The organism is Microbulbifer maximicatervae (SeqCode) (genome assembly GCF_056231245.1).
Genome location: NZ_CP174334.1, coordinates 2,078,906 through 2,091,487 on the forward strand (window position 1 = coordinate 2,078,906; position 12,582 = coordinate 2,091,487).

Annotated in this window: 12 protein-coding genes; 6 read left to right on the top strand and 6 right to left on the bottom strand. The window is 46.9% G+C overall.

Translation table 11 applies throughout. The features are described 5' to 3' along the window. Positions 1 to 28: 28 nt before the first annotated feature. A complete protein-coding gene (locus ACJJIS_RS08985; RefSeq protein WP_475710053.1) occupies positions 29 to 832 on the top strand; it encodes an amidohydrolase family protein in 804 nt (267 codons plus the stop codon). A 69-nt stretch (positions 833 to 901) separates the two neighbouring features. On the opposite strand, the gene ACJJIS_RS08990 is transcribed toward ACJJIS_RS08985, so the two are convergent. The 3 genes from ACJJIS_RS08990 to phhA form a co-directional block, all read right to left on the bottom strand. Next, entirely contained in the window at positions 902 to 2,071 is a 1,170-nt protein-coding gene (locus tag ACJJIS_RS08990) for a cation:proton antiporter domain-containing protein (protein ID WP_444897120.1), read from the bottom strand. A gap of 96 nt (positions 2,072 to 2,167) precedes the next feature. Further along, complete coding sequence (locus ACJJIS_RS08995; RefSeq protein WP_108733441.1) at positions 2,168 to 2,638, bottom strand: Lrp/AsnC family transcriptional regulator; 471 nt, start codon at positions 2,636 to 2,638, stop codon at positions 2,168 to 2,170. A gap of 268 nt (positions 2,639 to 2,906) precedes the next feature. Then, positions 2,907 to 3,710, bottom strand: coding sequence for a phenylalanine 4-monooxygenase (gene phhA, locus ACJJIS_RS09000; RefSeq protein ID WP_444957523.1), 804 nt, complete (start codon positions 3,708 to 3,710; stop codon positions 2,907 to 2,909). Between the two features lie 112 nt (positions 3,711 to 3,822). On the opposite strand from phhA, the gene ACJJIS_RS09005 reads away from it, so the two are divergent. Continuing rightward, the gene (locus ACJJIS_RS09005) at positions 3,823 to 5,334 is read left to right on the top strand and encodes a TyrR/PhhR family helix-turn-helix DNA-binding protein (RefSeq protein WP_475710054.1); all 1,512 of its coding nucleotides are present in this window, start codon (positions 3,823 to 3,825) and stop codon (positions 5,332 to 5,334) included. A 5-nt stretch (positions 5,335 to 5,339) separates the two neighbouring features. Here the strand turns inward: ACJJIS_RS09005 and ACJJIS_RS09010 are convergent, their stop codons facing one another. Then, positions 5,340 to 5,657, bottom strand: coding sequence for an Mpo1-like protein (locus ACJJIS_RS09010; protein ID WP_282932610.1), 318 nt, complete (start codon positions 5,655 to 5,657; stop codon positions 5,340 to 5,342). A gap of 140 nt (positions 5,658 to 5,797) precedes the next feature. Here ACJJIS_RS09010 and ACJJIS_RS09015 point away from each other — a divergent pair, with 140 nt between their 5' ends. From ACJJIS_RS09015 to ACJJIS_RS09030, 4 genes are all read left to right on the top strand, one after another. Further along, positions 5,798 to 7,021 (top strand): CaiB/BaiF CoA transferase family protein, encoded by a 1,224-nt coding sequence (locus tag ACJJIS_RS09015; RefSeq protein WP_475710055.1) that lies wholly within the window; start codon positions 5,798 to 5,800, stop codon positions 7,019 to 7,021. Positions 7,022 to 7,086: 65 nt separating this feature from the next. Next, positions 7,087 to 7,452: a VOC family protein gene (locus tag ACJJIS_RS09020; protein WP_444957526.1), complete on the top strand. Its 366-nt coding sequence runs from the start codon at positions 7,087 to 7,089 to the stop codon at positions 7,450 to 7,452. 307 nt (positions 7,453 to 7,759) lie between these two features. Next, positions 7,760 to 8,647, top strand: coding sequence for an AraC family transcriptional regulator (locus tag ACJJIS_RS09025; RefSeq protein WP_475710056.1), 888 nt, complete (start codon positions 7,760 to 7,762; stop codon positions 8,645 to 8,647). Positions 8,648 to 9,151: 504 nt separating this feature from the next. Beyond that, the gene (locus ACJJIS_RS09030; RefSeq protein WP_444933068.1) at positions 9,152 to 9,535 is read left to right on the top strand and encodes a hypothetical protein; all 384 of its coding nucleotides are present in this window, start codon (positions 9,152 to 9,154) and stop codon (positions 9,533 to 9,535) included. A gap of 107 nt (positions 9,536 to 9,642) precedes the next feature. On the opposite strand, the gene ACJJIS_RS09035 is transcribed toward ACJJIS_RS09030, so the two are convergent. Then, the gene (locus tag ACJJIS_RS09035) at positions 9,643 to 11,007 is read right to left on the bottom strand and encodes an IS4 family transposase (protein WP_475710057.1); all 1,365 of its coding nucleotides are present in this window, start codon (positions 11,005 to 11,007) and stop codon (positions 9,643 to 9,645) included. Between the two features lie 208 nt (positions 11,008 to 11,215). Next, positions 11,216 to 12,037 (bottom strand): alpha/beta hydrolase, encoded by an 822-nt coding sequence (locus ACJJIS_RS09040; RefSeq protein WP_475710058.1) that lies wholly within the window; start codon positions 12,035 to 12,037, stop codon positions 11,216 to 11,218. Between the last annotated feature and the right edge of the window lie 545 nt (positions 12,038 to 12,582).

The following is a 12,582-nucleotide window of genomic DNA, read 5'->3' on the forward strand; positions in this document are numbered from 1 at the left end:
AGGATTTCAATAGCAGGGAGTTGCTAGCATGAAAGTGATTGATGTTTGGGCCCAGCATCCTACAGAACGTTTTCTTGCTGAACCTTTCTTTGATACTTTGAAGCGCTGGATGGGGCAGGATTTTAAAGAAGTGCCCCTTGAGTGGACCCTGTCAGCTATGGATATGGCAGATGTGTCCAAGGCATTGATTTCTGCTTGGCATGGGCCGAGCGGAGCCTTGATAAGCAATGATGAAGTACTGGATCTTACTTTAACTCATCCTGACAGGTTTTGCGGTCTGGCATCAGTGGACTTGCGAAAGCCAGTAGAGGCTGTGCAAACCCTGCGCAAGTACGTTTTGGAACATGACTTTAAAGGGCTGCGCATTGTGCAGTGGCTCTGGGAGTTGCCTTGTACTCACCCTTTGTATTATCCGCTATATGCGGCTTGTGTTGAGCTGGGGGTGCCAGTTTGTTTGCAAGTGGGCCTTACCGGGCCGTTGCGTAGCTCTGATTCTGGCCGTCCTGCCCATATTGAGCGGATTGCTCTCGATTTTCCCGATCTAAAGATTGTCTGCGGCCATATTGGGTATCCTTGGCACAATGAAATGATTGCTTTTGCGACCAAGTTTCCCAATGTCTACATAGATACTTCTGCTTATAAGCCAAAAAGATACCCCCGCGAGTTGGTTTCATTTATCAAGTCTCACGGTAAGAATAAGGTGATGTTCGGGACTAATTATCCCATGCTGACACCGGAGATGTGTTTAAAGGAAATGCACCTTCTGGAGTTGGGGAATGAGGTTGCCGAGCTCTTCTTATATAAGAATGCTGAAAGGGTGTTTAAGCTTTAATAAGCTGTCACCATTGTTAGTCGATTGCAGTGGTCTGCTAAATCCTGCTACAGGAAGAGACTAAGAGGTTTAGTCTCTTCGCAACTCATCCTTGATTGCAATGGGATTGGGAAAGTTCATCACCACAATGTAAGACGACACCAGGAATGTAAGGATCGCGGTTGCCTGGATTAAATGTGATGCTGCGCTGCCAATCAGGTTTTGCGTATAAGCGAGCAGAGCGATTAACAGGGAAAATTCACTAATTTGCCCAAGTCGAAATCCAATATCCCACGAGAGCACTTTGTGCTCACTGCGATTTCCAAGCAGGAAGTGAAATACAACGGGTTTTATTACCAGAACTGCGGCGGCTGTGACCAGGGCAGGAAGTAGAATTTCGGGCAGCATGGCCAGCTTGAATTGCGCTCCGAGGCTGAAAAAGAACAGGATCAGGAAGAAGTCTCGCAGAGGTTTAAGGCTGAGGGCGATGTACTGTGAAATCCGGCTGGCAGCCAGCGTGATACCACCAATAAATGCGCCGATCTCTCTTGAAAGGCCAACAACTTCCGCCAGCTCTGCCATTCCCATGCACCATCCAAGTGCCATTAAGAATACGTATTCGTGGAAGCGGTCAAAGCGGGTAAAAAGTGGCAATAAAATATATTTTACTATTAGCCAAGCAAAAAGTATTAGCAGTGGCAGCGATCCAAAGGAGAGAGCCAATTGCCAGATCTGTTCGTCACCGGTGTTATCACTCAGCAGTACCATTAGGCAGACTATTGCCACAAAGTCCTGAAAAAGAAGAAGTCCCACCATAAGTTCACCCAGGTGCTTGTGGTGAAGTACGGTCGTGGGAAGCAGTTTGATACCGATAATGGTGCTAGAGAACATCAGCGCCATGCCAATTACCCAGGATTCAACGGTAGTAAATCCAAACAGCAAGCCTATGCCAAAGCCAAGGCCGAGGAAGATTGCACAGCTTACAACCCCCACAAATGTAGCTTTGCGCAATACAGCTACCAGCGCTTGAGGTTGCATGTCCAGCCCCAACAGGAAGAGCAGGAAGATAATCCCAACGCTGGACATATCAGATAGAAGTCGCAGGTTGTCGATTACTGCAAAGCCGGATGGGCCGAGTAAAACACCGAGAGCGATGTAAGCGACCAGAAGCGGTTGTCGTCCAAAAAGAGCCAGTGAGGCAACAATTGCTGCGCCACTAAAGATCAAGAAGAATGATTGGAAAAGGGAGCTGTCCGCCACAGGCCATCCTTGTGTGTGAGCGAGATTTAACCATTATCCATAGATGTGCGAACAGCTGAAAGGTCTATGTGCCTACCAAGTGGTTGCGCTGAGACTTTACTCACCGGATGGAATCGGTAACTCGGTAGTGCTTTTGATCTGTTCCAAGGCAAAGTTGGAGACAATATCGCTAATGCCGACATGCCGGATTAACTCCTTGTAAAAGCGGTCATAGGCAGTGATATCGCTAACTACCACTCGCAACAGGTAATCGTAGTCGCCTGCCATACGGTAGCAAGCCACTACCTCTGGCAACTGTGCCATATGTTCGGCAAAGTTGTCGGCCCACTCCGGTGTGTGCTGGTCAGTTTTAACCTGGGCAAACACTGAGACCGGAAGTCCTAAAATCTCGGCATTAAGCAAGGCGACTTTGCGTCGAATGATGCCGCTCTTTTCCAGTTTCTGCACCCTGCGCCAGCATGGGGTTTTTGTCAGGCCCACACGCTCCGCCAGCTCCTCGATCGAAAGGCTGACGTCAGATTGCAGAATCGCAAGAAGTTTTCTATCAATCGCGTCAAGTGAGGACATAGTGCTATGCGCTCCCTATAAGGTAGGGGTTTTGTGTCCTTGCGCTGATTGCATTGCCTCCCTGGCTACCCCTAACGGTATTTGGGCGAGTGGGTGTGGGGGCTATTGGATGAAAGTCATCGAACTACCATCACACCTACTGCAGATACGATAGGCTCAGGGGGAGAGTGCTGGTAGTGGAATTTCCCTAGATGTGCAACGCTTCTGGGGGAGCTTTTTAGCAGAGGTGAGATTGGGCGGAAGTTGGCCGCCCAATCTTGAATGCAGATCAGGCTGCGTCTTTGGGTGGGAAGCGGGGTTCGAATAGTCCCAGCTCAATGGCCTCGCGGACCTTGGCCATCAGGTCAATTTCTGTCAGTTCCTGCAGCTGTTGCAAGCTGTTGAGGACATAGTAAATGGGTTGAACAATATCGATGCGATATGGAGTGCGCAGTGCGGTAACCGCGTCTAAATCGTAGCGCTCTGGTTGGTGACTCAGTGCGTAGAGTGTCTCTTTCGGGGAAGACAGAATGCCGCCACCGTAAATGCGCAAACCATCGTCGGTGTTCAGCAGACCGAACTCCACTGTAAACCAATAGAGGCGGGCTAAATAGGCGCGCTCTTTGGGCGAGGCTTTAAGGCCCAGTTGTCCGTATTTTTGCGTGAAGTTTGCAAATGCTGGGTTGGTGAGCATGGCGCAGTGGCCAAAAATCTCGTGGAAGATGTCCGGTTCTTGCAGATAATCAAACTCTTCGGGAGTGCGTATAAAGGTAGCAACTGGGAATTTGCGATCCGCTAGAAGACCGAAAAAGGTTTCGAAGCCGATAAGGGCGGGAACCCGGGCGACTTCCCAGCCAGTTTCCTTGCGCAGCACGCTGGAGATTTCCTCGAGCTGGGGGATGCGGTCTTTCGGTAGGTCCAACAGCTCCAGGCCGTGCATATATTCATCGCAGGCGCGGCCAGGTAAGACATCCAGTTGGCGTTCAATCAGACGCTGCCAAGTTTGGTGTTCAAGGTCGGTATACTCGATAAAGCCGTCTTCATTGGGCTCACGGGCAACGTACTTGCTTGCCTTCTTTGCTTCTTTCTTCATGAATGTCTCTCCTGCGGCTCGGTAGCTCTCGCTGATTCCCAGTGCCCAGCACCTGCCGCTGAACCTGTTGTTGTTATGTTTCGACCTCTATTTTTAGCTAGGCGTGCCCTTGGTGGGGAGAGGTAGCGGCGAGCTATTGCGTCTTCCGGGTAGTTCAAATTACACTTTCTGTAAACATTTCTTTACAGGTGAGGCTGTGCGGGTAGAGATTACTTGTGCAAATCGTGTCGGCATTTTGCACGAAATAATGCAAATTTTCGGAAAATATCGGATAAATGTGACCTCTGGTGAGCTCGGGGGTGACAGTGGAGATAAGGTCTATCTGATAGCGCCCGGGATGCTTGCCACTCAATACCAGACTATCGAGAAGTCCCTGCACCAGGTTCCTGGAGTTAAGCGGGTGCGGAGGATCTCTCTATTGCCTCTGGAGCGACGTCATTTCGAGTTGGACACTTTGCTGAGTCATGTGACTGATCCGGTTCTTAGTGTGGATCGCGAGGGCAGGGTGGTCGCTGCCAATCTGGCAGCGGCAAGGGCTTTCGGTGTGAGCTTGGACAAGGTGCCTGGTCTACAGCTGCAGAGATTCCTGCCGCTTATGCAGGTCGCAGAATTGCTGCGGGATTTTGCAGTGCCTCGCTACGGACTGCCTCTGGTGGTAAGGGGGCAGAGTTTTCGTGTGGACTGGTCCCCGATCACTCTGGAGGGAAATCCCGGAGCGGTTGACTCACTGGCTGGGGCGGTACTGCGTTTACAGCCTTGGGATAGCAGCGAGTTTGTCACTGAGCTGCCAAGACCGATGGTGTTGTGGGATTTTGATTTGCGTCGAAGGAGTTGCCTCCAGTTACAGGACTTATCTGAACTCAGTGCACCTCTGTTGATACTGGGTGAGCGGGGCACAGGAAAGACAACGTTTGCCTGTGCGGTGCATTACCTCTCCCCATCGGCCTCAAGGGCTGATTGCTATCGAATTATCCCCCGTGACAGCACTATGCAGCTGCCTTCACATCTTCGTCGAACGGGTACTTTGATTCTTGAGGATATACATACTCTCAAAACAGAAGCTCAAGTTGATTTATTGAGAAAACTCCGCAATTTGCCGGCATCGCTGAGATTGGTGGCCACCGCTATTGATAGGGAATCTATTGCGCCGCCACTTGCGCAGCTCTTTTCGTCGTTAGCGATGTCCTTGCCCCCGTTGCGAAATATGCGACCGGTTCTGCCGCGCTATGCCAGTACTTTGATGCGCCAGGAGTCTCCAGAGGCTAGTGAGCTCAATTTTGATAGCGAGGTGATGGAGTTGATCAAACTCCATGACTGGCCGGATAACTTCAACGGCCTCAGGGACTATTTAATGGCCGCATCCAGTCAATGCTTGATTAGAGGGGCGGCGTCGATCAGTTGTGCGGATGTGCCGGATTTAATGGTTAAGGCGGAACTTCCCTGGCGGGACTGGAGCCGTGGACTTACCTATAAGGAAATCATGGAGCAACTGGAGAGGGCGTTGCTGTCGGACATTATCAAAGGTCACTCCTCAACCAGGGAGCTGGCTAAGGAGCTGGGTATTTCTCATACCGCTGTGGCCAACAAATTGCGGAAATACGGTTTGTCGGCCAATAAAAAATAGTTTGTTTAGCGGTCGATTCGCCCGATCAGCATATCTTTAAACATAACAAAGTCCCCGATAAAACTGTAGAACGGATACTTAAAGGTTGCCGGGCGGTTGTTTTCAAAGAAAAAGTGCCCGATCCATGCAAACCCGTAGCCCGCGACAGGAGTAACTGCCAGCCACAACATATTGGAAGTTACTACAGCCGCAATTATTGTCGCGAACACCAGACTGGTACCAAAGAAGTGCAGCCGACGACAGGTGAGGTTGCTATGTTCCTGTAAGTAGAATGGATAAAACTCGCGAAAAGATTCAAATTTTTGCGCTTCTATTGCGGCCATGCTGTGCCTCCTTATTTTTATTGCGCAGTAAAGTATATGACGAATACCTAACCCGGCCAATCAAAGCACGGGCACAAATTATCTGTTAGGCTGCCGCAAAAATATGCGGTTAACCCGCAAGTAAGCGATATGAGGAAGTTATGGCAGGTCCACTCGCACACTTAAAGGTACTCGATTTAAGTCGTATTCTCGCCGGACCCTGGGCTGGGCAGGTATTTGCTGATTTTGGGGCTGAGGTTATTAAAGTAGAGCGCCCGGAACGAGGGGATGACACTCGCCACTGGGGTCCTCCCTACCTAAAGGATGAGAAGGGAAATGACACTGCTGATGCCGCTTACTACCTAAGTGCCAATCGCGGAAAAAAATCAGTTACCGTAGATATCACTACTGAAGATGGCCAGGCCTTGATCAAGGAGATGGCAGCCCGATGCGATATTCTTCTTGAAAACTACAAAGTAGATGGGTTGAAAAAGTACGGCCTGGATTATGAGTCCATCAAGGCGATCAATCCTGGTGTTATCTACTGCTCGATTACAGGTTTTGGACAAACTGGCCCGTACAAAAATCGAGCAGGCTATGATGCGATGATCCAGGGAATGGGTGGTCTGATGAGTATTACCGGTGTGCCGGAAGGGCAACCGGGTGCGGGCCCGCAAAAGGTGGGGGTGGCCGTAGCCGACCTGATGACAGGGATGTACGCGGTATCTTCTGTATTGGCAGCTATTGTTCACCGGCAGCATACGGGTGTTGGCCAGCATATTGACCTCGCCTTATTGGATACCCAGGTTTCATGGTTGGCTAACCAAGCCCAAAATTACCTTACCTCTGGTAAAAGCCCTGAGCGACAGGGTACCGGCCATCCCAATATAGTCCCCTACCAGGCAGTCCCTTCAAAAGATGGCTATTTTATGTTGGCAGTGGGTAATGATGACCAGTTTAAACGCTTCTGCGGAATCGCGGGCGTAGAAGAACTGGCAGAAAATCCTGCCTACGGGACTAACTCAGCGCGGGTAATGGCCCGTGAAGAATTGGTGCCTCAGATTGAAGCTGCGACTCGTAAGCGCGATTCCGCTTGGTGGCTCCAGCATCTTAGTGATGCTCATGTTCCCTGTGGGCCTATTAATACATTGGAGGAGGTTTTTGCTGATCCTCAAGTACAGGCCCGGGGTATGGTGGTTGAGCAGGATCATCCGGAAGCTGGAAAGGTGAAGACCGTGCGCAACCCTGTAATCTTCTCCGAGTCCGCACTCGACTACACCCAGGCGCCGCCAGTATTGGGTGAGCACACTGAGGAAGTATTGCGAGATTTGCTTGGCAAAAGTGACGAGCAAGTAGAAGAGTTGCGGAACAAGAGTATTGTGTAAGTTATAGATAGATGACTTGCTGATAATCAGGCACAAGGATGTGCCTTGTAAATTAGGGAAAACAGATGGAACTCGACCACGTCAATATTACTGCTCCTATGGAAACCCTAAAGCGGGTACGGGACTTCTATGCCCAGGTTCTCGGTCTGACCGAGGGTGAGAGGCCAAATTTCAAGCGTAATGGATTTTGGCTCTATGGCAGTGGTAGGGCTATTTTGCATTTAATAGACGGTGAGGTGAGTGGTGACCAGCCTGAGAAACCCTACCTGGATCACATAGCTTTCCGTACAGATGCGCTTGAGCCGGTTAAGCAGCGTCTGGATGCGTTGGGAGTCGCCAATCACCTAATGGATGTGCCCGGACGCAATGTACGGCAATTGGTATTTTTTGATCCAGTAGGGAATAAGGTGGAAGTTAACGCGGTGGTGTAACAACTTCTTGAGAGGTCTAGACATTCCTGCGAAGCAGCGCCTTGACTGTACCGCTCTGCATGCCAGAGGTATCACGAAGTTGTTCAGTGGCTCCTTAAGTTGTTTTATTCCTTTCTGAGGCTTTTGAGTCTCTTAGGTTTAGAAGATTCTTTGTAGAGCATGTTCTTTATAGTCCCTGGATTTAACTTGGTCCCCTGTCAGAGAAGCTATGGCAATCACTTCTGATTGGTCGTTTTCTCTGATTGAAAAGTTGATATGCTTCATGTTTTATTGCAAATGACTAGGTCCCTGATAAAGATAATAATTTATGCCAGATAGTGAAGAATCAGTTGTATTTAAAATACAAGGGAAAATGGTAATTGGTCAGCGTAAATTCAGGGCACCGTTAAGTTATCAAGACCGTTTGGTTGATGAGGCAAGGTTGGTTTACGTTATCAGTGGCTGTTCAACCCTGGTTTGCGGTGATGAAACCCTTACCTTGAGCCCAGGTGCCACTGTGCTAATGAAGACAGATAATTTTATTAATCAGTGGCATGAAGATGGACTAAACAATGAAATTAATTTCATCGGTTTTCGGCTAACGTCAGAGCTATTACAGCGACTCTACCCAAGTGGTATGCCTGATGCCTTTGGTAATAATGGCGAAAGTAGGGCTTCTGTTAAGGCGGATAATAAGTCCAATAATCAGCCCCCCTCGGCTGAGCGCCTGCAGGAATCTGTACTGTTCTCCAATTATATGCGTAGCATAATTGACTATATCCAGCAGCCAGAAGTATTCAGTGAGCCACTGGTGGTATTAAAGGTTCGAGAATTAGTAGAGCTTATCCCCAGACTTGATCGTAGTGGAAGAGTTGCGAAGATGTTGGGGCAGTTGTTCATCAGGCAACAACCTAAACTACAGGAAGTGGTGCAAGCTCACTTATACACCCCTCTGAAACTGGCGGATCTAGCTTTTCTATGCCATATGAGCGAGTCAACATTTACTCGTAAATTTAAGCAAGTCTATGGCATTAGTGCTACGAAATATATTACCGCAAAACGGATGGAGAAAGCACAACAGTTGATTCTCAATAGCGATCTTAGCCTGACTGAGGTTGCTTTGGAGTGTGGTTTTGACGAGCTCAGTTACTTCTCCCGGGTGTTCAAACAGCACTATCAAGTAGCCCCTTCCCAAATGCGTAAAAAGGCGATTTGACGGATTTGTACAAATCCTTGACTGGATGTTCCAAGTAAAGTGTTGGCTTGCTGGTTAATCTAGTCCTTGTCTTAACAGCGTACTTTTCTCACGATATGTCGTTATATTTAAACCCTCTTGTTACTGAGGGGCTAAAGAATGAATACATGCTCATTGCTGGTGCTAATGGTGATGTTGGTTTTGCGTTTAGCCCGACGAGCATTAGTTATCGTCCTGGTGGTTTGATTAGAACCCTCCTAGGGCGAACTATAGCTGATACCGCTGAAGACTATAAACCAGTCACTTTTCATTACTTGCTGATGTTTGCTGGAAGCCTGAAGGCTAATCACTCTGCCCCCTGTGCAATCAAAAATAGTGAAACTTGATACAGTCAATTAGTAGCACTGCCTTGGTCTGTTATCCGAGCTAAGGGCCTGTTGAGGTCTCGCAGAGATGATAAGGAATTTCTTAGAGATCTTTGAGTTCTCATTCTGTTCATTTAATCAACCAAATGGAATATTTAATATGATTCGTTTCGCACAATTTCTTTCCGGTATATTTGTACTTATATTGGGTTCGGCTGGCTTAGTGACCATGCTTTTCCCTGAAGTTATTAATGGTCCAGCAGGGTTTGATGCCACAACTAACTACGGTTTCACTAACCTACGTACTCTCGGTGCCCCCACGCTTAGCTTAGCGATCATTACGGCAATTGGTGCCTTTCGCAAAGAGTGGTTATTAATACTTCCTGCCTCGATGTACTTTCTATTTAATGGTTCTTCGCGGCTTATTTCTGTATTGGTTGAGGGCTACGAGCCAGTAATGCTGACTGGCTTGGTAGTGACATTTACACTATTTATTCTGTCTCAGGTGGCTGTGTACAACTTCCGTCGTGCAGCTTTGACGTAGGTTTAGAAAATGTAGGGTGTTGGCGGTGTTTACTGTAAATGTCACACCGCCTCTCTTTCAGAACGTCGCTGAAATGAGGTTGACGCTATGGCTGTGTTTTATACACATCATTTAAGTCCATTTAAAGCCTCTGCTGCCTCCATATAATGGAGAAGTTTAGTGTACCCCTGCCAAACGGTTTTAACTCCAGGCTCACCATCGCCGCTCCGCCCCAGAAAGCCTCCAAGTCCTGCCAGCATACGCGTTATAGCTCTCATACTTGGAGCTTCATTTGGTGGGGAGGTTTTAGCTTGCATTATCCATATCATACGCCACTCTTTTTCAGAGTAGACTTCCGTACACGACGTATCAGGAAGCGTTCGTGCCCGTGTTGTCATGGAGTGTAGACGCCACCCAATAATCATATAGATTGCAATACAGTTCAGCATTCGCTGCTCGGTTCTAAAGCGATTACTTTCTATCTGGCATCCGCCTTTCACCACTCGGAAATAGGTTTCAATTTCCCATCGACTTCGATACCACTCAATAATGATCCTCGCTTGCTTAAAGTCCTCAACTGCAAGATCGGTCAGCAGCATCCATTCAATACCTTTTTCCCCTTCTGGTGGGCTTAATTCCTTAGCAAAGACTGCGTAGAGAGAAAGAGGTCGCTTTGATTTTCCTTTTCCCTGCAATCTTACTTCTGCAATGGATACACTGACCTTAGCTTCCCTTTCTGGCTGTCCATTCCTTTTGGGGATACCTACTGAGTATTTCCCGATGGACTTCTGCTTGGTCATATAGTCCCAAAGTAAAGTCGTATCTTCTCCTTCGATCTCTAAACTACGATTAGCCTTGGCTCGAACAATATAGCTTGCACGCCGCTGTTCATTTTGATCTTCAGCTAATTGAAACCACTCATGAATATCCCCCTCTCTATCCGCGATGCTCACAATCGTGGTTTCAGGGCAGCGCTTTTGTATCTCACAAGCTGATTCATAATGGTCTAACCAGCGTCGACTCTCTTTATCTTGTATCGACTTGGTATAGCGAGAATTAGCACTAGATTCTTTATCTCGCTGCCACATGCTACCCTCAATAATGCCCAGATTATCTCTGGATGGTGTTATAGCGATAGACGTATGTAGGGGCTGCTGATTAGTCTCTTTGCGTCGGAGTGTTCCCATTTCTTTGCTTTCTAAATCGGTAGCAAAATTTAGGAAAGTGGTATCCTGAGGGATAAGAACAACTGGCTGAACCTTGATTCTTTCAAGAGTGGCTGATTTATGGCCACTCATAATGGAGTCAAAGCTGACTTTATCATTTTCGATAAATCGATAGGCTGCAAAGGTTTCTGCCCAAGACTTGTTTGCACAGGGAATGCTACCCTTTGGGTCGGAACTTAAATTACTGAGAATATTGGACAAGCGCTTATTCAATCGTGTATCACCCATAACCTGATTTTTCACTTCGTCCCTGACCCAGTCCTGCATAATTATCCAGCCAAATTTGTAGCCCCTATAACGTACAAACTGTAACTCATTGATTTTTATAATAAAACTGAAAAAACTTGTGTATAAAACTTAGCGCTATGGTAATTGTGTACTTGATTGATGGTGAGGTAAGTGGTGTGTTGCTCCCGCAGGTTTTGTATTCTATTTCCTGAAACGAAAGCAACCAGTTTTAAATTGAAAAATGTTTCTAGTTTTTAGGGGCTTTGTCTGAAAACAGCTTTCCAAACGCATCGTAAACAGCAAGATGCAGAGTGTCACCATGGTCTAGTTGTTCAAAGTAGCCGAAGTGTATTTTTGTGTTGCTCTTCTTATTATCTAGCTTGTTGTATAGTGTTCGCGCTAGGCGCTCCATCACTTCCCCCTCTTTTCCAACTCCAATATAGATCTGTTTGTCCTCACAGCAGTCTTCAGGGATGCTTGTCAGAAGAGATTCTCCACTCCACCATAAGCTTGGGCTGATAATAATATAGTTGTCGAAAAGGTCCGTATGTTTTAACAGAATTTCTGTAGCTACAAGTCCTCCAAGAGACTGACCTATCAGTGTGGACTTTTCTTTTGTACGGAAATTGCTCGCAATAATGGGTTGAACCTCTTTATCCAAAAAATCAATAAATTCCTTTGATCCGCCTGATGATGGAAATTCTTTTTGATCTAAAGCTATTTTGGATGGAAATGTATAGTCGCGTTTTCTATCAATATTTTCTATGCCTACAAGAATTGATTCTGGAAGCATATTAATCCAAGAGAATGAGCCGAATTGGAGCACTCCCGCTATATGGATAAAGTCTTCGGATAAGGAGCCATCTAAAAGAAAGATTACAGGGTAGTTTCTTTTAGGTTCACGATGGTAGCTCTCGGGTAAGTAGACATTTAAGGTGCGCTTCTCCTTTAATATCTTTGATTGAAAACTAATTGAGTCGCCAATTACCAGGGGAGAACTCTTAAGGTCTGTAGCCTTTGCGAAAGTAGCCATAAGAAAAAATGAGATGAGAGCCAAATACTTGACCATAAGTTATATGCCCTTTGAAGGTTAAATTATTCTTGAAATAGATAGGGTCTGTAGAAGATTCATATTGAAACGGCCTAATACTAGCACCGGGAAGGGTGGTGGTTGTAGTAATGCTTTATCTAAAGGTTAAAATTATTCATCACTCATCATTTATACATAAAGTCTTGTTGGGATTGGCGTTTGGACATGGAAGGGGATGAGATTGCGACGTTTTTCTTCTGCTCTAGCTGAATGGCTTTCCTGGTTTCGCATTCAGGCCGCTTTAAGTAGAAATTTGGATATTTGGCCTGAAAATGTACCAATCTAAGTGGTTGGAATTTTCCCGGTAAGTACTGCTGAATTTAGTAAAGGTGGCCACTTGCAGGAGGTCAATTTTACAACCTATTTTGCTAGCCCCGTCAAACCCTTGATCATTGGCACGTATTGCGTCCCGAGATGCTTAGCTTGTGAATCAGAAATTAACCCGGCACAACCTGACTGACTGGTCGGATTTTGGGGTTGTTGCATGGGTGTAATTCCTATTTAATTAATCAACTGATTAATTA